Annotated in this window: 22 protein-coding genes; 13 read left to right on the forward strand and 9 right to left on the reverse strand. The window is 56.6% G+C overall.

Going from position 1 to position 18584, the window contains the following annotated elements:
* The first annotated feature begins 114 nt into the window (after positions 1-114).
* A complete protein-coding gene (locus tag ACR0EN_RS11485; protein ID WP_170818825.1) occupies positions 115-693 on the forward strand; it encodes a thymidine kinase in 579 nt (192 codons plus the stop codon).
* On the opposite strand, the gene ACR0EN_RS11490 is transcribed toward ACR0EN_RS11485, so the two are convergent.
* From ACR0EN_RS11490 to ACR0EN_RS11510, 5 genes are all read right to left on the reverse strand, one after another.
* Complete coding sequence (locus tag ACR0EN_RS11490) at positions 690-1640, reverse strand: 2-hydroxyacid dehydrogenase (RefSeq protein WP_480586837.1); 951 nt, start codon at positions 1638-1640, stop codon at positions 690-692. The genes ACR0EN_RS11485 and ACR0EN_RS11490 overlap by 4 nt on opposite strands.
* The gene (locus ACR0EN_RS11495; protein ID WP_170392371.1) at positions 1640-1978 is read right to left on the reverse strand and encodes a tRNA-binding protein; all 339 of its coding nucleotides are present in this window, start codon (positions 1976-1978) and stop codon (positions 1640-1642) included. The genes ACR0EN_RS11490 and ACR0EN_RS11495 overlap by 1 nt, the downstream gene beginning before the upstream one ends.
* Entirely contained in the window at positions 1971-2786 is an 816-nt protein-coding gene (gene proC / locus ACR0EN_RS11500) for a pyrroline-5-carboxylate reductase (protein ID WP_170818827.1), read from the reverse strand. The genes ACR0EN_RS11495 and proC overlap by 8 nt, the downstream gene beginning before the upstream one ends.
* 33 nt (positions 2787-2819) lie before the next feature.
* The gene (locus ACR0EN_RS11505; RefSeq protein ID WP_010441802.1) at positions 2820-3320 is read right to left on the reverse strand and encodes a type III secretion system chaperone family protein; all 501 of its coding nucleotides are present in this window, start codon (positions 3318-3320) and stop codon (positions 2820-2822) included.
* 314 nt (positions 3321-3634) lie between these two features.
* A complete protein-coding gene (locus ACR0EN_RS11510) occupies positions 3635-3883 on the reverse strand; it encodes an accessory factor UbiK family protein (RefSeq protein WP_170512483.1) in 249 nt (82 codons plus the stop codon).
* 97 nt (positions 3884-3980) lie between these two features.
* Between ACR0EN_RS11510 and lgt the strand changes: the two genes are divergently transcribed.
* From lgt to ACR0EN_RS11530, 4 genes are all read left to right on the forward strand, one after another.
* Positions 3981-4868 carry a prolipoprotein diacylglyceryl transferase gene (gene lgt, locus ACR0EN_RS11515; RefSeq protein ID WP_480586840.1) on the forward strand — a complete coding sequence of 296 codons (888 nt, stop codon included), beginning with the start codon at positions 3981-3983 and terminating at the stop codon, positions 4866-4868.
* A complete protein-coding gene (locus ACR0EN_RS11520; RefSeq protein ID WP_170512487.1) occupies positions 4865-5932 on the forward strand; it encodes an SAM-dependent methyltransferase in 1068 nt (355 codons plus the stop codon). The genes lgt and ACR0EN_RS11520 overlap by 4 nt, the downstream gene beginning before the upstream one ends.
* Complete coding sequence (gene pgeF / locus ACR0EN_RS11525; RefSeq protein ID WP_480586843.1) at positions 5929-6687, forward strand: peptidoglycan editing factor PgeF; 759 nt, start codon at positions 5929-5931, stop codon at positions 6685-6687. The genes ACR0EN_RS11520 and pgeF overlap by 4 nt, the downstream gene beginning before the upstream one ends.
* Before the next feature lie 723 nt (positions 6688-7410).
* A complete protein-coding gene (locus ACR0EN_RS11530) occupies positions 7411-8193 on the forward strand; it encodes a Hint domain-containing protein (RefSeq protein WP_170392383.1) in 783 nt (260 codons plus the stop codon).
* A 118-nt stretch (positions 8194-8311) separates the two neighbouring features.
* On the opposite strand, the gene ACR0EN_RS11535 is transcribed toward ACR0EN_RS11530, so the two are convergent.
* On the reverse strand, positions 8312-8812 hold the full coding sequence (locus ACR0EN_RS11535) for an Lrp/AsnC family transcriptional regulator (RefSeq protein WP_170392385.1): 501 nt from the start codon (positions 8810-8812) through the stop codon (positions 8312-8314).
* A gap of 227 nt (positions 8813-9039) precedes the next feature.
* Here ACR0EN_RS11535 and trxB point away from each other — a divergent pair, with 227 nt between their 5' ends.
* The 4 genes from trxB (at position 9040) to ACR0EN_RS11555 (ending at position 14118) form a co-directional block, all read left to right on the forward strand.
* Positions 9040-9981 carry a thioredoxin-disulfide reductase gene (gene trxB / locus ACR0EN_RS11540; RefSeq protein WP_480586846.1) on the forward strand — a complete coding sequence of 314 codons (942 nt, stop codon included), beginning with the start codon at positions 9040-9042 and terminating at the stop codon, positions 9979-9981.
* A gap of 1 nt (position 9982) precedes the next feature.
* Positions 9983-10441: an RES family NAD+ phosphorylase gene (locus ACR0EN_RS11545; RefSeq protein ID WP_170420582.1), complete on the forward strand. Its 459-nt coding sequence runs from the start codon at positions 9983-9985 to the stop codon at positions 10439-10441.
* Between the two features lie 102 nt (positions 10442-10543).
* The gene (locus ACR0EN_RS11550) at positions 10544-12199 is read left to right on the forward strand and encodes an adenylate/guanylate cyclase domain-containing protein (RefSeq protein ID WP_480586849.1); all 1656 of its coding nucleotides are present in this window, start codon (positions 10544-10546) and stop codon (positions 12197-12199) included.
* Positions 12200-12399: 200 nt separating this feature from the next.
* Positions 12400-14118: a bifunctional sulfate adenylyltransferase/adenylylsulfate kinase gene (locus tag ACR0EN_RS11555; RefSeq protein WP_170392393.1), complete on the forward strand. Its 1719-nt coding sequence runs from the start codon at positions 12400-12402 to the stop codon at positions 14116-14118.
* A gap of 72 nt (positions 14119-14190) precedes the next feature.
* Here the strand turns inward: ACR0EN_RS11555 and ACR0EN_RS11560 are convergent, their stop codons facing one another.
* The 3 genes from ACR0EN_RS11560 to ACR0EN_RS11570 form a co-directional block, all read right to left on the reverse strand.
* Positions 14191-15069: a PhzF family phenazine biosynthesis protein gene (locus ACR0EN_RS11560; protein WP_170420578.1), complete on the reverse strand. Its 879-nt coding sequence runs from the start codon at positions 15067-15069 to the stop codon at positions 14191-14193.
* An 83-nt stretch (positions 15070-15152) separates the two neighbouring features.
* Complete coding sequence (locus ACR0EN_RS11565; protein WP_170392397.1) at positions 15153-15377, reverse strand: DUF1150 family protein; 225 nt, start codon at positions 15375-15377, stop codon at positions 15153-15155.
* Positions 15378-15382: 5 nt separating this feature from the next.
* Positions 15383-15796 carry an Hsp20 family protein gene (locus ACR0EN_RS11570; protein WP_010441788.1) on the reverse strand — a complete coding sequence of 138 codons (414 nt, stop codon included), beginning with the start codon at positions 15794-15796 and terminating at the stop codon, positions 15383-15385.
* A 165-nt stretch (positions 15797-15961) separates the two neighbouring features.
* On the opposite strand from ACR0EN_RS11570, the gene ACR0EN_RS11575 reads away from it, so the two are divergent.
* The 4 genes from ACR0EN_RS11575 (at position 15962) to ACR0EN_RS11590 (ending at position 18570) form a co-directional block, all read left to right on the forward strand.
* Positions 15962-16186, forward strand: a complete 225-nt coding sequence (locus tag ACR0EN_RS11575) for a YdcH family protein (RefSeq protein WP_010441787.1) — start codon at positions 15962-15964, stop codon at positions 16184-16186.
* 76 nt (positions 16187-16262) lie between these two features.
* Entirely contained in the window at positions 16263-16748 is a 486-nt protein-coding gene (gene purE / locus ACR0EN_RS11580) for a 5-(carboxyamino)imidazole ribonucleotide mutase (RefSeq protein ID WP_170420576.1), read from the forward strand.
* A complete protein-coding gene (locus tag ACR0EN_RS11585; RefSeq protein WP_170818832.1) occupies positions 16745-17500 on the forward strand; it encodes an NAD(P)-binding domain-containing protein in 756 nt (251 codons plus the stop codon). Before purE ends, ACR0EN_RS11585 begins: the two co-directional genes overlap by 4 nt.
* Positions 17501-17502: 2 nt before the next feature.
* Complete coding sequence (locus ACR0EN_RS11590) at positions 17503-18570, forward strand: 5-(carboxyamino)imidazole ribonucleotide synthase (RefSeq protein ID WP_170392403.1); 1068 nt, start codon at positions 17503-17505, stop codon at positions 18568-18570.
* Positions 18571-18584 lie beyond the last annotated feature (14 nt).

Genomic DNA, 18584 nt, shown 5'->3' on the forward strand with positions numbered 1-18584 from the left:
CGAGGTAATCCATCCCCAAGAGCATTTGCTCAACCTCAGCTGTAGCGATGGTGGCGTCGATTTACCCCCATGAGACGTCTTGCCCAGGCAGCACATGCGAATTAGACCCACGGCATGGCAAAGCTCTATTTCAACTATTCGACTATGAACGCGGGCAAATCGACCGTGTTGCTACAGGCCTCGCATAACTATCGCGAACGCGGCATGGATACCTACCTGATGACAGCCGCCATTGACGGACGCGCCGGTGAGGGGCGGATCGCATCAAGAATCGGAATCTCGGAACGAGCGGACAGGTTTCGTCCCGACGACAATGTGTTTGCCATGATCGAAAACCGCCTGACACAAGGGAGCATCGCCTGCGTATTCATTGATGAAGCCCAGTTTCTTTCGGAAGAGCAGGTCTGGCAACTTGCGCGCGCCGTAGATGATCTGAAGGTCCCAGTGTTGACCTACGGGTTGCGGGTGGATTTTCAGGGTAAACTATTCCCCGGGTCGGCAGCATTGTTGGCTCTGGCCGATGAGATGCGCGAAGTACGCACCATCTGCGAATGCGGGCGCAAGGCGACGATGGTGATTCGTCAGGATGAAAACGGAAACACCATCACCGAAGGGGCGCAGGTCCAGATTGGCGGGAACGAGACTTATGTCTCGCTCTGCCGCAAACACTGGCGCGAGGCGGTGGGTTCCTAAACCGGGTTGGGTAACGTTCGCCCGGCCACGAACGCCGCGACATTGTCCAACGCCATGTGACCCATATCGGTGCGTACCTCTTCGGTCGCGGTGCCGAGGTGGGGCAGCAGAGTCACATTTTCCATGTCACACAAGGCCTGCGGCACCTTGGGCTCGAACTCGTAGACATCCAGCCCAGCGCCAGCAATCTGACAGGCATGAAGCGCTTGGATTAAGGCGGCTTCATCCACAACTTCACCGCGCGCAATGTTTATCACAATGCCCGAGGGCTTCATCGAGGCCAAAATCTGCGCGTTGACCAAGTGTCGTGTTTCAGCTCCTCCGGGGACGGCTATGACAAGAAAATCCACTGCCGCAGCTAATGCACTGAGATCCGGAATATACTCTGCTTGGAGGTCCAGCTGCTTTGGATTGCGTGATTGATAGGCAACGGTCATGTCGAATCCGAAATGACACCTCCGGGCAATGGCCTGACCTATGCGGCCCATTCCGATGATGCCCACCTTTTTGCCGGTCACATGTTGGCCTAGCATCTGTGTAGGATGCCACCCCTGCCACTGGCCTGACCTGACCAACCTTTCCCCCTCACCTGAACGGCGGGCCGTCGTGAGCAAAAGTGTCATGGCAACATCGGCGGTGGCATCGGTGACGGCACCCGGCGTGTTGGTTACCGCTACCCCGGCAGCGTGCGCGGCGTCCACGTCGATATGATTGTACCCAACTCCGAAATTTGCCAGCAGTTTACAGCGAGGCTCTGGCACCTTAGCAAAGATCTCTGCCGAAAACTGATCGCCCAACGTTGGGACCACAACGTCAAACTCAGTCAGCGCCCGCAACATTTCTTCATGCGTCATAGGCGTGGTTTCACTGCGGAATTCCACATCGAATTCGGCACGGGCGCGCACTTGCACAGCCGAAGTCATCGGTCGGGCAATCAGCAGTTTCATCAATGCATCCTTCCACCGATGGGCACAGCGCCATCGGGGCCTATCAACACGATCTCACCGTTTTCGTCGGGAAGACCCAACACCAAAACCTCGGACATGAATTTACCGATTTGGCGCGGGGGAAAGTTGACCACGGCCATCACCTGCTTGCCCACCAGCGTCGCCGGATCGTAGTGCGCGGTGATCTGGGCCGAAGTTTTGCGCTCACCGATCTCATCGCCAAAATCGACCCACAGCTTGATCGCGGGCTTGCGGGCTTCCGGGTACGGCTCGGCGCGTATCACCTCACCTACACGAATGTCGACTTTGAGAAATTCGTCGAATGAAATCTCACTCACGAGACAACTCCTTAGATCGGTCGGTTGCAGCTTTGACGGCACGATGTAGCAGGTCTGGGAAACCCTCTTCTTCATGCATCAACACCTCCAGTGCGGCCTGAGTGGTGCCGTTGGGAGAGGTGACGTTGACCCGCAATTGAGACGGATGCTCGTCAGCGGCCATCGCCAACGCCCCTGCCCCAGCGACGGTTGATTTGGCTAGCTTCATCGCCAGTTCCGGCGGTAAGCCGTGCGCTTCGCCAGCTTGCGCCAGTGTTTCGATTAGGTGGAATACATAGGCCGGGCCCGAACCGCTGACCCCGGTGACGGCATCCATCTGCGTCTCATCATCCAATCGAACCGTCTCACCAATGGCCGAAAGCAGGTCTTCAGCCATTAGGATATCCGCGTCCGAGGTGTTGGCATTCCCAATCAGCGCCGTGATCCCCTGCCGAACCGCCGCAGGCGTATTTGGCATCGCACGGATGATCGGCGTATCTGCCCCAATGACGTTCTCGAAAGTGGCCAGCGATGTACCCGCTGCGACCGATATGAAAAGACTGTCACCATTGCCCAGCGCTTGAATGGCTGGCAGGGCTTCGCCCATCATCTGTGGTTTGACCGCTACGAGTACAACTGCGGGTGCCTCGGGGAGAGGAGTGTTGATGTTGACGCCCTGCGCCTTCAGCCAATCCGAGGGAAATGGATCGATCACCCAGACCGATGCGGCAGGAAGGCCATGTTCCAACCAGCCTGCAAGCATCGCTGAGCCCATCTTGCCGCATCCCAGAAGCACAAGCCCCTGTTCCGCAACTCGCGAGATATCCATGATTGCCCCTCCCCTATGGTTCGGGGCAAAGCTTTACGCGCGGCCGTAGGCCTCTGCAATGGCGACTTGCATCGCCTCTTCGGGGTCTCGGTTTCCCCAGGTCACCAGTTGGATCGCGGGGTAATAGCGCTCGGCGCTCAGTACCGCTGCGGTGATCATGGTATCGATCTGTTCCGGGCTGGCCGTCTGACCACCGGCCAGCACCAAGCCATAGCGATAGACCATCAATTTCTGATTGGCCCAGTAGGTAAACGCCCCGGCCCAACACTGATCATTCATCTTGTTCAGTAGCTCATAAAGCTCGGTTTCGCGCTCGGCCGGAGGCTCCATCTCAAAGGAACACACCATGCGGAGCGTTTCATCGTAATTCGACCAGGCCAAAGTTATCGAATATGTGCGCCACTGTCCTTCGACAGCCATGGCAATCTGATCATCCCCGATCCGGTCAAAATCCCAGTCGTGATGTTCTGCAAGATGTTCAACAATGTCGATCGGATGAAGGTCTTCTTCGAGATACTGCTCGGAAAGGGCCATAATGCCACCTCACTAATCTCTAGCATTTTGGGGCTGGCAGCGCCCCAGCGCTAGTTGCCTGCTCTACAAGCCGGGCTTCCCCAGTCTGCCTGTACTAAATATGGTGCGATGTGAGCACAGCTCTGGCAACCCTATTTATTGGGGATAACAGCAATAAGTTGTGGACAGTTGGCAACGCCGATCAAAATATTGGCATTGGATGCAGCTTTGTCTTGATAAATTTCTGCAGAGCGGCAAAATGCACAACACCGCACAATCCAAGTTCGGATTGCGCGGCGGATGCTTTTACCCAAAATCTTAAATTCCTGCGGACGTTATTTGTCCAGCTTCGCCTCGAGCGCGGCAATTCGCTGTTCAAGTGCACCGTTCTCTTCGCGCGCTTTCTGCGCCATGGCACGCACAGCATCAAATTCTTCACGGGTTACGAAATCCCGGTCGGCCAGCCAGCGATCCATCATTGATTTCATCGCATTTTCGGCCTCTTCTCGTGCCCCCTGCGCCACACCCATGGCATTGGTCATCAGTTGAGACATATCGTCCAGAATCTTGTTACGGGTTTGCATGGGCTTTCTCCGATTTCGCGATTGCTCTCTATATGGGTAAAGATTGGCCCGGGCTCAAGGTTGACTTGCCACGCAAACCCCGGGCAATGAGACGCACATGCAGGCTGTTTTGAATTTCCCCGATCTGTCACCCGAAATTTTCTCGATCTCTCTGTTCGGGATGGAGTTTGCGCTCAGGTGGTATGCGCTGGCCTATATCGTCGGCATCCTGATTGCTTGGCGCATGGCGCTGATGGCGCTTAGGCGGCCTGTGCTTTGGGCTGATGACACACCACCGATGCAACCCGATCAGCTTGAGGATTTGGTCACCTGGATCATACTGGGTGTAATTCTTGGTGGTCGATTGGGGTTCGTCCTTTTCTATCAACCCGCATATTATTTTGCGTATCCACTGGAAATTCTGATGGTTTGGCAGGGTGGCATGGCCTTCCATGGCGGCCTGTTGGGCGTGGTGATCGCCACTTATCTGTTCGGCAGGCGCCACGCTATACCCATTCTTTCGCTGGGAGATCTGGTTGCCTACACAGTGCCGCCCGGGTTGTTGCTGGGACGATTGGCGAATTTCACTAATGCCGAGCTTTGGGGTCGACCCAGTGAATTGCCATGGGCGGTGATCTTTCCCGGAACTGCGGCCCAGGATTGTCCCGGCGTTGTTGCGGGGATGTGCGCCCGCCACCCGTCGCAACTGTATGAGGCAGCACTCGAGGGTCTGATCCTCGGGGCGATTCTGATATGGCTGGCCTACCGGCGCGGCGCGTTTCAAAAACCAGGTCTGGTTATGGGCGTATTTCTGGCTGGCTACGGTGCATCGCGGTTTTTTGTCGAATTCTTCCGTCAACCCGATGCGCAATTTGTATCGCCCGGTAATCCGCTAGGGCTGGCGTGGCATGTTGGCGGATATGGATTGACGATGGGGCAACTCTTGTCGCTACCAATGATTGCACTTGGCCTTTGGTTCGCATTTCGGGCACAACGCAGATCATGAACCTGAAGGATCGTCTGCTCCTGCGCATCCAGAATGATGGCCCTATGACCATCGCTGACTACATGACCGAGTGTCTGATGCATCCGGAACATGGATACTACATAACCCGCGATCCGCTGGGCGCTCAGGGCGATTTCATTACAGCGCCTGAAATCAGTCAGATGTTCGGAGAGCTAATAGGACTGTGTCTGGCGCAATGCTGGCTGGTACAAGGCAAACCCGAAAAGTTTGTTCTGGCCGAGCTTGGCCCTGGTCGTGGCACCCTGATGGCAGACATCCTGCGCGCCACTCAAAGTGTTCCTGGCTTTCACAAAGCGGCCGAGATCGCGTTACTCGAAGCTTCACCTGTTTTGCGCGACGTACAAGCCAAGGCACTGCAAGGGTATGAACTTCAGTGGATCGAGGCAATTTCTGATCTTGAAGACCTTCCTCTGTTTCTGGTGGCAAACGAGTTCTTTGATGCCCTGCCCATCCGCCAGTTCCTGCGCGAAGGCGAAGGTTGGCGCGAGAGGTTAGTTGGCAAAAATGGTGCATCGCTTGCGTTCGGTCTTGGTGCGCAATCGGCACAAGCTGCGCTCAGCGGACGTGTCGAGGATACGCAGGACGGAGATCTGGTAGAACTGTGCGCTGCTGCCAGTTCCATTATGTACTCTGTTGCCGGGCAGATCGCTCGTAACGGCGGAGCCGCGCTGATCATCGATTATGGTGACTGGCGCTCGCTTGGCGACACTTTGCAGGCGTTGCAAGCGCATGAACGTGTCGATCCCCTGGATCAGCCCGGTCAGGCGGATCTGACCACACATGTCGACTTTGAGGTCTTGGCGAAGGCGTCTCATGCTTCGGGCTGCGCATATACAAAACTGACCCCGCAGGGGGTGTTTCTTGAACGGCTCGGGATCACTGCGCGCGCGCAATCGCTTGCCGCCCCTCTCAGCGGGTCACAGCTTGAGGCGCTCGTCTCTGCACATCGACGGTTGACGCACCCCGACGAAATGGGAAACCTGTTCAAAGTACTGGGCCTTTATCCGCCAAACGCCACGCCGCCACCGGGACTGGAACCATGACACTGGAAATCATTACCTCAGACATGCTGTCCCCCGTACGACACGGGTTCTTCAGCCGCCGCGGTGGCGCATCTTCTGGTATCTTCGAAGGACTCAACTGCGGAACCGGGTCGACAGATTTGACTGAGGCCGTAGCTTTGAACCGTCGGCGCGTCGCCGACGCGATGGAAGTGGCACCTGAGGCGATGATCGGTGTGCATCAAGTGCATTCGCCGACCGTGATTGCAGTCGATGGTCCGATGATTGGTGACAAACCCAAAGCTGACGCGGTTGTCACATCAACGCCGGGTTTGGCGCTTACAATATTAACCGCTGATTGTCAGCCGGTGCTGTTCGCGGATCCTGACGCAAATGTGATCGGGGCCGCACATGCAGGTTGGCGCGGCGCGTTGGATGGTGTGCTGGAATCAACACTGGACGCGATGGAAGCGCTGGGAGCCAGCCGGGATAACACAATTGCCGTAATCGGCCCCACGATTTCACAACGCGCTTACGAGGTCGGCTCAGAGTTTCTGGACGACTTCCTTGCTGACACGCCAGAGAACGCGCGTTTTTTTGCAAATGGCAAAGGTGACCGGATGCATTTCGACCTGCCCGCCTTTGGCCTGCATCGTCTGCGCGAAGCTGGTATCGGCCAGGCCGAGTGGGTCCGTCACTGCACCTATTCCGACCCCGACAGGTTTTATTCCTACCGGCGCTCGACCCATGCCAAAGAGGCCGACTACGGCAGATTGATTTCCGCTATCAGGTTGTAAATCTGGCCCAGATTAAGGCAGCTTTGCCCAGTTTCTGCCACATTTCTTGTGTTTATCAGAGTCAGAATCGTCTCAAATTTTCGCCAATGCACAGACGGTTACCCCAAGTGGGGTCGTCATGGCATGGGCGGAAGCAACTAAGAGGTACCTGAAACCTTCAATTTGTCCTCAATTCAACCCGGATCAGCCTTATAGGCGCCGCAAATCAGCGTCACATTGGCTTCATAAACGGGAACAGGGCGACCGCCCTATCGAAGCAGGACAATGGATATGAAATCGAAATCACGCTTTCTCAGCGCCGTTTTTGCGGCTGTCAGGGATCAAGAACCAGAAATGCCCTGGAAGCGGGTTTCAAGTCACTCAGTCAGAGTTGCACGCCGTCTGGCGGCGCGACGCTGACACAGCAACCCCAAGAGACCAGCTGCCGGTCTCGGAGGGCAAACGCATACCGGATGAAGCTCCGGTCCGGTGTGTGGGGTCGCAATCAGGACTGCGACCAGGGTTCGGAGCGTGTGTGTGCAGGCAATTGCAGCCTGCGGTTTACGAGTTTGTCTGGGGGGTCAAGAACTTGACCAAAACACTGGTGTTTTCTGATGCGGCGCTGTGCATTCGCGGCGACTGGCCTGTGTTTACCCATCTGATTACAGACAAAGAACAAGGTCGTCCGGCGATATTGCACGGGGGTTCAAGCCGTCGGACGGAATTTAGAGGGGACGGAATACCATGACTATTCCAAATTCTCTGGCCCGCGCTGCCAGAAACGCGGTCGAGACGTCAGCGCTATTGCGCGATGCGCCTCGTCCCGCGACAAAACAAAAAGCACAGCTTCGACGTTATGAAGTGTGCAGTCTGTTGAAAAACGGGGATATTTCACAGACGCGCCATATCGCGCCAGCTTTGCCGATGTTTGAAGATGCATTTTGTGCGTTCACGCGCGGATCGTTGGTCGAGACGCCGCAAGGCCAGATGGCGATCGAAGATCTGCTGCCGGGTGATGATGTCCTCACTCAGGACGGATCATCGGAAACCGTGCTTTGGAAAGGGTCTGTCACACTGATTCCCGGACGCGAGGATACGCGCGGGCGAACCCGGCCACTGACGCGGATCATGGCCGACACGTTCGGGATGCAAAAACCGATGTCGGGCGTCATCACGGGCCCCGCCGCACGTCTGCTGGGTACGCCTACGCACATGCGTCATTTGAACGGCGGGCAGCCCATGCTGACACCCGTCAGTGAGTTTCAGGATGGAATGGGTATCATTGAAACGCTGCCGCCGACTCCGGTCGAGCTGTTTCATATCTGTGTGGCCCGACATTCCGTGATTCGGGTCGATGGCCTGCAATTCGAGACCTATCATCCGGGCATCAACGCAGTCCGAATGATCAGTCACTCTTTGCGTTCGATCTATTTGAATCTATTCTCACATATCGAATCGTTGAATGATTTTGGGCCGTTGCTCTTGCCAAGAGCCGGAGATGGTGAAATTGACGCTATGACAGCGTGAACTGGTTAACTAGTACTGCAAGCGTGGGGCATTATGCAGATTTTACTGAGTTGGGTTTTAACCCTTGCACTGGCAGCGATGCTGCCACCCTGTCCTGTGGATCAAACAAGAGGTAGGTTCAGGCCGTCCGGTTCATCCGGTCTTCCAGTACGTCAAATGGTACGCCTGGCTCGTCTTTTGCGCCTCGGATAACAAGCGAAGTCTTGACGCTGGCCACGTTTGGCGTGGTCAGCAACTCGCCTGTCAGAAATTGCTGAAAACTGCTGAGATCCGGTGCGACGCATTTCAGGATGAAATCAACCTCGCCATTCAGCATGTGGCATTCGCGAACCAATGGCCATTCCCGACACCGGTCTTCAAAAGCGCTAAGTTCGGATTCGGCCTGACTTTCAAGTCCGACCATGGCAAAGACCTGCACTTCAAACCCAAGCTCGCGGGCGTTCACCTCGGCATGATAGCCCCGAATGTACCCCGAATCTTCCAGCGTCCGCACCCGTCGCAGGCAAGGAGGAGCGGATATTCCTACGCGCTTAGCAAGCTCAACATTGGTCATACGGCCATCGGCCTGCAGTTCCGCAAGAATTTTGCGGTCGATTTCATCCAACCGGGTCGTGACCATCGAATGCTCCTGAGTTTTTCAGTTGTTATATCAGCAGCCCCGGGAGGCGCAATAATATTTCACAGCCACGCAATTTTCGTTATTTCAGATACATAATTGGCCGCAAAGCCAATCATTAGGCACATCACGGACCTGCAATATGAAGGGGCTTTAAGCCCTGCCCTGCGGTCGCTATATCGATCCGCACCGGACAACACGTCCGCCGAGGCAGTTTGAGTGAGGATACCATGGCCGAAACACGACACACCAAGGTTCTGATCATCGGGTCGGGACCTGCAGGATACACCGCGGGCGTTTATGCAAGCCGGGCCATGTTGGAACCGATCCTGGTGCAGGGTATCGAACCCGGTGGACAACTGACCACCACAACCGAGGTGGAAAACTGGCCGGGTGACACCGAGGTTCAGGGGCCAGACCTGATGGTTCGGATGCAGGATCACGCCAAGGCAATGGGATGCGAAGTGATCGGCGATATCATCAGCGATCTCGATCTAAGCCAGCGTCCCTTCACAGCCAAAGGCGACAGTGGCACCATCTACACCGCCGACGCGGTGATTCTGGCAACGGGCGCACGAGCCAAGTGGTTAGGCATTCCCTCGGAAGAGAAATTCAAAGGGTTTGGCGTGTCAGCCTGTGCCACCTGTGACGGCTTCTTCTATCGCGGTCAGGAAATCGTTGTGATCGGCGGCGGAAATACTGCCGTCGAAGAAGCGCTGTTCCTGACCAACTTCGCAAGCAAAGTCACTCTGATCCACCGCCGCGATGAGTTGCGAGCTGAAAAGATCCTTCAGGATCGGCTGTTCAAGAACGAAAAGATCGAGCCGCTTTGGTTTCACGAACTGGATGAGGTGATCGGAACCGATGCCCCACTGGGTGTGGAAGGCGTCAAGGTCAAGAATGTAAAGACCGGCGAAATCACGGAGATTCCGTGCAAAGGCGTATTTGTCGCTATCGGCCACGCCCCGGCAAATGAGCTGGTCAATGATACGCTGGAAACCCACATGGGTGGCTACGTCGTGACCAAGCCGGGCACGACGCAAACTTCGGTTCCGGGAGTTTTCGCTGCCGGAGACCTGACCGACCACGTATACCGTCAGGCTGTGACAAGCGCCGGTATGGGCTGCATGGCCGCGCTGGATGCAGAACGATTCTTGGCGGAGAACGACTAAGATGATCACAGATTTCTCCGGCCTCGTCTGGAGAATTCTGTTCCGCACCCAATCGGGTGACCCGCTCTCATCGGCCCGTGCCCCCGAAGGACGGTTTCATCATTCTGGCCAATTCGCGCTTTATGCGTCGCTTAGCGCTGAAGGGGCCGGGATCGCCATTCGGCGCTATGTCTCGCAGTGCGACCCTCCACGGACGATCCATCGCTTGAAGATATCCAAGGCGCAAGTATTGGATTTGCGAGGGCAACCTTCTGCCTCGATCGTCTGGCAAGACATGCGGGCAACCGGCATACTCTCTCCAACATGGCGATTTTCGGACAAGGCCCGCACATACGGCGCGGATGGGCTGCTATATAGTTCGCGCTCGCGCCCTGAACTGAGCCATCTGGTATTGTTCAACGCAGAACACCAGATAATACAAACCGCAGGCGCCCCCTGCGACTGGTTCCCCGAAAGGTGACCGCGCCTATCTTGACCGGCACCCGGCACCGTATCAGGATCAACCGCAGTAACGCGAAGAACAGGTGAGCTTTTGGAAAACGTTCTTTGGCGCGGCGGATGGATGAGCCGGCTCAGAATCGCAAGCGGCCTCGTGCTGTTTGTCTTTGCGTTCTTTCATTTCATCAATATCGGCCTTGGTCTGTTTCACACTGATTTGCTGCACGGGATGCAGGGCGGACGTAAAGCTGTCAGCCGTAATGAGATCGGCAGCGTCGTGATATATGGCGCATTGCTGCTGCACATGGGACTGGCGCTTGTCTCACTCGCGCAGCGCCGCACGCTCAGAATGCCTTCCAGCGTCGCGCTTCAGGTTATTCTTGGATTGTTGATCCCGCTGCAGCTTATCTCACATCTGGTTCAGACCCGATACGCGCATGAGATTTTCGGGGTGAATGATGAAATGGGTTACATCATCATTCTGATGTGGCCCAGCACCGCGATCTGGTTTCAAAGTCTATTGCTTCTGTTGGTGTGGGTCCACGGATGTATAGGGCTACATATGTGGTTACGGTTGACCACATGGTGGCGCGCGATGGTTCCATATCTGATCGGTCTCGCCGTCTTTGTACCGGGCTTCGCCTTCGCGGGCCTTCTGACCGAGGGGCGGCGTATCTGGGCCGATTTTGCCGACCCCGATCTACGAGAACAGTATGTCGAATACTATAACTGGCCTTCGCAAGAAGAGTTTCAGTCTTTGTTTTCCGTCACAGACTATACGCAGTGGGTATTCTGGGCCGCGCTTGCACTAACAGGCTTGGTCTATCTCGGGCGCAAGCTTTGGCGGCGGCGGCATTCGGTGCGGGTGCGCTATGTCAACGGTCCAGAAGTTGTGTCGGAGAAAGGCATGACCCTTTTGGAGATGTCACGCGCAAATGGCATCCCACATACCGCGCTGTGTGGTGGCAAGGGGCGCTGCACGACCTGTCGCGTAGTGGTTGAAGATGGTGCCGATCAGTTGCACCCGCCTACCGAAGTTGAAGCCCGCAGTCTGAAAGCGATCAGCGCGCCAGAAGGAACCCGCCTGGCCTGCCAGATGCGGCCGTCCGACCCGCTCACGGTGTTTCGTGTTTTCCGCCCCGACGGCGCGCGTGATCGTGCGCATGCGAGCCAAGGGCAAGAACGGCAGCTGGCGGTTCTGTTTCTGGACATGCGTGGGTTCACTGCCCGCACAACGGGGCAATTGCCGTATGATGTCGTGTTTCTGTTGAATCGTTTCTTCGACGCAATTGTCCCAGCAATCACGGCGCAAGGCGGAGTTGTCGACAAATACATGGGCGATGGGTTGCTGGCGATGTTCGAAACAGCCAACGCCGCAAGTTCGGCAAGTGCCGGTCTGAGGGCGGCGGCTGGGATCGGACACGCATTGGAGCGTTTCAACCAGCAGCTCCAAGCAGAAGGCAGCCAACCTGTGCGCATTGGTATGGGTCTACATCTTGGTGATCTTGTGCTGGGCGAAATCGGAGCGGCTAAACACGCGCCACGCACGATCATCGGAGACGCTGTAAATGTTGCCAGCCGTTTGGAGGCTGAAACCAAAGCGTTGGGGGTTGAGCTCCTTGTATCGGACAAGGTTTTGGACGCGGCTGGGTTACAATGTGATCCCCGCGATCTGCGGGAATTCAGCCTGCGCGGTGTCTCTGAACCCGTCCCTGCCCTGCCCGTCAGGCACGCAGCCGACCTTGGGTCGCAAACCTCACCGCTGGAACAGATTGCCTGAGAATGCGCCTAATGAGCCTGAGCGGCGGGATTTTTTCAATAACATGAAACAAAAAACAGAAAACCGTTCCATTTCGAGAAAAAACCACGCATTTCATCCTTAGTTTTTGCAAGTCTATGGACTTCACCCTCAGGCCGAGGCACATGCCCTGCAAACACCCTTGAAACAAATGCAAACAGAACTGCGATAAGAGTTTTCCGATGACGATGTTAAGCAATCTGGCCCCTATCTCCGAACTGTATGTTTCCTACGAGTCTGCGCAGAAACTCAAGATAGAAGCCGCTGATCTGACCAGCTGGGATCTTAAGCCCCGGCAGATTTGCGATCTGGAACTGCTTATGAACGGCGGGTTCAATCCGCTCAAAGGTTTCCTGAGCGAAGCGGACTATGACAACGTGGTCGAAAACATGCGCCTCGCCGATGGAACACTTTGGCCAATGCCGATCACCTTGGATGTTGATGAGGATTTTGCCGCATCGATCGAGCTGGGGCAGGACATTGCCCTGCGCGATCAGGAAGGCGTGATCCTCGGCACCATGACCGTGACCGACCGCTGGACACCAGACAAGGCGCGTGAGGCGGAAAAGGTCTTTGGCGCTGATGATGATGCGCACCCGGCTGTGAATTACCTGCACAATGTAGCGGGCAAAGTTTATCTGGGTGGCCCGGTCACTGGCATCCAGCAGCCCGTGCATTACGATTTCAAAGCCCGCCGCGACACGCCGAACGAGTTGCGCGCCTATTTCCGCAAAGTGGGCTGGCGCCGGATCGTGGCATTCCAGACCCGCAATCCTTTGCACCGTGCGCATCAGGAATTGACCTTCCGTGCCGCAAAAGAAGCACAGGCCAACTTGCTGATCCATCCCGTGGTTGGCATGACCAAACCGGGCGATGTGGATCATTTCACCCGCGTGCGTTGCTACGAAGCCGTGTTGGATAAATATCCGGCCTCGACTACGTCGATGTCGCTGTTGAACCTTGCGATGCGCATGGCTGGCCCGCGCGAGGCAGTCTGGCACGGGTTGATCCGCGCAAACCACGGCTGCACCCATTTCATCGTCGGTCGTGACCACGCAGGTCCGGGCAAAAACTCTGCCGGTGAGGATTTCTACGGCCCCTATGATGCGCAAGACTTGTTCCGAAAATATCAGGACGAGATCGGCGTCGAGATGGTCGATTTCAAACATATGGTCTACGTGCAGGAACGCGCGCAATACGAACCGAATGACGAGATCCTGGACAAGGACAACGTCACGATCCTCAACATCTCGGGAACTGAACTGCGCCGCCGTCTGCGCGAAGGGCTGGAGATTCCTGAATGGTTTTCGTTCCCCGAAGTTGTTCAGGAACTGCGCAACCGCTTCCCGCCGCGCTCGCAACAGGGATTCACCGTGTTTTTCACCGGTTTTTCAGGCTCGGGCAAATCCACCATTGCCAACGCCTTGATGGTCAAGCTGATGGAGACCGGGGATCGTCCGGTTACCCTGCTGGACGGGGATATCGTGCGTAAGAACCTGTCTTCGGAACTGGGCTTTTCGAAGGAACATCGCGATCTGAACATCCGCCGCATCGGTTATGTCGCGTCTGAGATAACCAAGAACGGCGGTATTGCCATCTGTGCTCCTATCGCGCCTTACGCAACTACCCGTCGTGCTGTGCGTGAAGAGATCGAACAATTCGGTGCATTTTGCGAGGTGCATGTCGCGACCAGCATTGAAGAATGCGAGCGCCGAGACCGCAAGGGTCTGTACAAACTGGCACGTGAGGGCAAGATCAAAGAGTTCACGGGGATTTCCGACCCTTACGACGCCCCTGAAGACCCAGAGCTGCGCGTCGAGACCGAGAATGTCGAGGTTGACAACTGCGCACATCAGGTTCTGCTTAAGCTGGAAAGCATGGGGCTGATTGCAGCATCCTGATCACTTAAGACGAAAAAATACATCAAAGGCCCTCAGATTTCTGAGGGCCTTTTTCGCAGGTGCGGGTCTGGTTCAGTCGGGCAAATCCACCTGCCCGCGCATCAGGACATGGCCGCGCCCGGCAACTTTGATCCCCGTCATCGCATCCGAAGGTCCAACGCGCGTCACGGTCGCCTGACCTGGGCGGCCCATGTCATGGCCCTGTTCGGCGGTGAATGTCTCTTTGTCCATCAGTCCGTGTTTCCAGAGATAGGCCGCCATCGCTCCGGTGGCGGATCCGGTGAACGGGTCCTCGGGCGGGCTGGGGGGCGCCATCATCAGGCGCGAGAATGTGTCGCCCGTAGTCGTTGCGCCTTTCAGTGTTACAAGAAACGGTTCAGCCATGTCCGACCCCGAGAAACCGGCCTTTTCGGTAATATGACTGAGCAAAGCAACATCCAGCTTGGCAGCGCGCAGCGCCTCGTGATCGCGCAGGACCGTAATGCAAAAGGGCAGACCGGTTGAAACGAACTGCGGTGGAGAAATTACCACCTCTTTCGGCAGGCTGATGGCGGCGGCAACCAGATCTGCGGACACATGATCGCCGAATTGCGGGGCGACCTGCGTCATTTCGATGTCATCGCCATTCAGTTTGATCGATACAATCCCTGCTCCGGTCTCAAGCGTCAGAGCATCACCCTGAACCAACCCCCGTGATCGCATCGCTGCAACGGTTGCTATGGTCGGGTGCCCGGCAAATGGGATTTCCCGGCTGGCCAGGAAGTACCGGACCCGGATATCAGCGATATCGGATGGCCCGGTAAAAGTGCATTCAACCAGAGAAGTCTCGCGCACATATGCCATGCAAACCGCGTTCGACAGCCCTGCACCCTCATGCACAACTGCGCAGCCGTTGCCACCAAAGGCCTGATCGCTGAACGCATCCACCCAATCGAAATCATACCAGCTCATCGCGCACTCCTGCGTTTCATTCAGCGGCACGATCACCGCTGAGGCAGAAAATGTCACGTCAATTCGGCGGAATGTTTGGTGGCCTAGTGAACGGCCACCGGGGACAGGTCATGTTCGCGTGCCAGTACAAAGGCCAGCTTGCGATCGGCCACCAATGCCAGTTGCTGCCCATCGGAATCGTGGACAGCATACAGCTGATCCAGATCGCCTGCCTGCTCGCGCAGATCTTGCGGCAGGTCGGCCACATCAACGGCCTTTACATAGACAATCCGATTGCCTTCGGCGTTGATCTCAATCGGTGTATTCATTGCTCTTACCCCTTCTTGATGTTGATTGTCTGAACCACGGTTTCAGGCACGGCGCGGGTTAGGTCCACATGCAGCAGACCGTTTTCCATGATCGCCTCGCCCACCTCGACCCCGTCAGCCAGCACAAACATGCGCTGGAATTGACGCGCCGCGATGCCACGGTGCAGGAATATGCGCCCCTCGCTGTCGTCGCGCTGACGGCCCCGGATCACCAACTGGCGATCCTCGATGGTAATCGACAGGTCCTCTTCCGCGAACCCGGCCACCGCCAAGGTGATGCGATAGGAAAAATCCGAGGTCTGCTCGATATTATAGGGCGGGTATCCTTCATTTCCGGCCTTTGCAGACCGTTCCAGAAGGCGTTCCAACTGCTCGAACCCCAAAAGATGCGGGTATGAGCCTAAGGTAAGTTTCGACACGTATTTTCGTCCTTCATTGTCAAAGCGACGTATTCTGCGGTCCCGATGTCGGCAACCGCGTGATATAGAATATGGGAAGATACAGGGATGTCCACAAGGTCTGGCCGGATAAACCCTGACACACTATCTTGTGTTAGAAGCACCACTTGAAACACTGAGTCGTCCATGAACGCACCCACCGATCTTTCGATGAAAACCGATGAAGTCCTGCGGGTGGAATTAGAGGTCTTTCGACGCCAGCACCGTGATTTGGACGAAGCGATCGAGGCCTTGCAGGCCAAGGGGACCTCGGACCAATTGACGATCAAGCGGCTAAAAAAGCAGAAACTGCGCCTGAAAGACATCATCCGTCTGATCGAAGACAGATTGACCCCCGATATCATCGCCTGAGACGCGCGTACCGCATTGCCACATATGCGGATTTGGCTATAGTGCGCGCTCTTTCCGATGGCAGGGGCGTAAGCGGATGAGCGATGTGAAAGTAGGGATCATCATGGGCAGCCAATCGGACTGGCCTACGATGAAAGAGGCCGCCGATATTCTGGATGAGCTGGGCATCGCATATGAGGCGCGGATCGTCTCGGCCCACCGCACGCCGGATCGCCTCTGGGATTATGGTAAAACCGCCGTGTCGCGCGGCTTGCAGGTCATTATCGCGGGCGCGGGTGGCGCGGCGCATTTGCCGGGCATGATGGCTTCGAAAACCCGCGTGCCGGTAGTTGGCGTTCCGGTGCAGACCCGCGCGTTGTCGGGTGTGGATTCGCTCTATTCCATCGTGCAGATGCCCAAAGGTTTTCCGGTTGCAACCATGGCTATCGGTTCCGCCGGCGGGGCCAATGCGGGCCTGATGGCCGCGGGCATTCTGGCGCTGCAGGATGCCGCGCTTGCGGAACGGCTGGATGCGTGGCGCGAGGCCCTCTCTGCTTCGATCCCGGAAGAACCTCAGCAATGAGCCGTATCGGTTTCATCGGCACAGGCCACATCGCTGCGCCAATCGCGCGGCTGATGGCTGCAAAAGGTCATGATCTTTACGTCACCGAGCGCAATGCCCAAGTCTCCTCGGCTCTGCAGGCCGAGCTTGGGGTCCGAGTTGGCACTCCGCAAGACGTGATTGATGCGTCCGAGATCGTGTTTCTCTGCCTGCGCCCCCATGTGGCCGAGGACGTTCTGACCCCGCTAAGCTTTCGCGCAGATCAGAAGATTGTTTCGGTGATGGCCGCCGTCTCTGAGGAGCAGCTATCCGGCCTGTGCGCGCCGGCATCGGATTTTGTGCAAACGATTCCGCTGGGTTTCCTTCAGACAGGAGGTTGCCCGTTGGCCGCTTACGGCAACGATCGCCTCTTGGCAGATTTGTTCGAGCCCGAAAATCCTGTGGTCAAAGTTGCCAATGAGGCCGCGTTGAACGCCCACTTCGCCATCTGCGCCATGGTGCCAGGTATCCTGGATCTTATGGCAACAGGCACCGACTGGTTGGCTGATCAGACCGGCGACAAAGACCGGGCCGAATTCTACACCACGCAGCTTGTGTCAGGGTTTCTGACATCAATGCACAAAGAGCATGCGGGCCAACTGGCAGCCGAGCGTGACGCGCTTGCGACCGAGGGCACACTGAGCCTTCAGATGACGGATATTTTGCAATCCGAGGGCGCGCATGATGCCTTGCGTGCTGCACTGAGTGCGATTGGCAAGAGATTGGAGACATGACGATGTCAGATATGCTTACGCCCGGTGCGACAATCGGGATATTGGGGGGCGGTCAGCTGGGCAGGATGCTCTCGATCGCGGCTGCACGGTTGGGGTTCAAGTCCCACATATTCGAGCCGGGCGCAAATCCTCCGGCCGGTCAAGTTGCAAATCAGGTCACGACCGCCGCTTATGATGACGCCGACGCATTGAAGGCCTTTGCGGAGTCGGTGGACGTGATCACCTACGAGTTTGAAAACATCCCCACCCAGGCGCTGGATCTGCTTGAGGCACACCGCCCCATTCACCCGGGTCGAGAGGCGTTGCGGGTCAGTCAGGACCGCTTGACCGAAAAGACATTTCTACAAGGCTTAGGCCTGCAAACCGCGCCCTTTGCAGACATCTCCGATTTGGACAGCTTGCGCGCAGCAATTGATGACATTGGCACCCCCGCCATCCTGAAAACCCGACGCTTCGGCTATGACGGTAAAGGTCAGGCCCGGCTACGCGCTCCCGAAGATGCCGGGGCGGCACTGGCCGATATGGCGGGCGCGCCGTCCATACTGGAAGGGTTTGTGGACTTCAGCCACGAGGTTTCGGTCATCGCAGCACGTGGTCTGGACGGGCAAGTTGCCTGTTTCGATCCGGGCGAGAATGTCCATCGCGATGGCATCCTGCACACGACTACAATACCGGCACGCCTGTCTCCGGCGCAGCGGACAGATGCGGTATTGCTGGCCGCCAACATTCTCAACGCGCTGGATTATGTCGGCGTCATGGGTGTCGAATTGTTTGTGACGCCACAAGGATTGATCGTGAATGAAATTGCGCCGCGCGTTCATAACTCGGGTCACTGGACCCAGAACGGCTGCGCCGTGGATCAGTTTGAACAACATATTCGCGCCGTGGCCGGTTGGCCTTTGGGCGACGGTCAGCGCCACTCGGACGTCGTGATGGAGAATTTGATCGGGCATGACATGGACCGCGTACCCGAGCTTTCACGCGAACGGGACGTAGCACTGCATCTCTATGGCAAGGCCGAGGTCAAGGCCGGCCGCAAGATGGGGCATTTCAACCGGATTTCGCGATGAGGTAATCGCGCTTA

The organism is Ruegeria sp. AB7, assembly GCF_056542625.1.

Bases quoted from the DNA above. Each gene is read 5' to 3' on its own strand.
- ACR0EN_RS11545 (WP_170420582.1), top strand. From the start codon at position 9,983: ATGATCACAGATTTCTCCGGCCTCGTCTGGAGAATTCTGTTCCGCACC.
- ACR0EN_RS11505 (WP_010441802.1), bottom strand. From the start codon at position 3,320: ATGGCCCTTTCCGAGCAGTATCTCGAAGAAGACCTTCATCCGATCGAC.
- ACR0EN_RS11565 (WP_170392397.1), bottom strand. From the start codon at position 15,377: ATGAATACACCGATTGAGATCAACGCCGAAGGCAATCGGATTGTCTAT.
- ACR0EN_RS11590 (WP_170392403.1), top strand. From the start codon at position 17,503: ATGTCAGATATGCTTACGCCCGGTGCGACAATCGGGATATTGGGGGGC.
- ACR0EN_RS11560 (WP_170420578.1), bottom strand. From the start codon at position 15,069: ATGAGCTGGTATGATTTCGATTGGGTGGATGCGTTCAGCGATCAGGCC.
- ACR0EN_RS11575 (WP_010441787.1), top strand. From the start codon at position 15,962: ATGAACGCACCCACCGATCTTTCGATGAAAACCGATGAAGTCCTGCGG.
- ACR0EN_RS11520 (WP_170512487.1), top strand. From the start codon at position 4,865: ATGAACCTGAAGGATCGTCTGCTCCTGCGCATCCAGAATGATGGCCCT.
- purE (WP_170420576.1), top strand. From the start codon at position 16,263: ATGAGCGATGTGAAAGTAGGGATCATCATGGGCAGCCAATCGGACTGG.
- ACR0EN_RS11530 (WP_170392383.1), top strand. From the start codon at position 7,411: ATGACTATTCCAAATTCTCTGGCCCGCGCTGCCAGAAACGCGGTCGAG.
- ACR0EN_RS11585 (WP_170818832.1), top strand. From the start codon at position 16,745: ATGAGCCGTATCGGTTTCATCGGCACAGGCCACATCGCTGCGCCAATC.
- ACR0EN_RS11510 (WP_170512483.1), bottom strand. From the start codon at position 3,883: ATGCAAACCCGTAACAAGATTCTGGACGATATGTCTCAACTGATGACC.
- ACR0EN_RS11490 (WP_480586837.1), bottom strand. From the start codon at position 1,640: ATGAAACTGCTGATTGCCCGACCGATGACTTCGGCTGTGCAAGTGCGC.
- lgt (WP_480586840.1), top strand. From the start codon at position 3,981: ATGCAGGCTGTTTTGAATTTCCCCGATCTGTCACCCGAAATTTTCTCG.
- trxB (WP_480586846.1), top strand. From the start codon at position 9,040: ATGGCCGAAACACGACACACCAAGGTTCTGATCATCGGGTCGGGACCT.
- pgeF (WP_480586843.1), top strand. From the start codon at position 5,929: ATGACACTGGAAATCATTACCTCAGACATGCTGTCCCCCGTACGACAC.
- ACR0EN_RS11550 (WP_480586849.1), top strand. From the start codon at position 10,544: ATGAGCCGGCTCAGAATCGCAAGCGGCCTCGTGCTGTTTGTCTTTGCG.
- ACR0EN_RS11555 (WP_170392393.1), top strand. From the start codon at position 12,400: ATGACGATGTTAAGCAATCTGGCCCCTATCTCCGAACTGTATGTTTCC.
- ACR0EN_RS11485 (WP_170818825.1), top strand. From the start codon at position 115: ATGGCAAAGCTCTATTTCAACTATTCGACTATGAACGCGGGCAAATCG.
- ACR0EN_RS11535 (WP_170392385.1), bottom strand. From the start codon at position 8,812: ATGGTCACGACCCGGTTGGATGAAATCGACCGCAAAATTCTTGCGGAA.
- proC (WP_170818827.1), bottom strand. From the start codon at position 2,786: ATGGATATCTCGCGAGTTGCGGAACAGGGGCTTGTGCTTCTGGGATGC.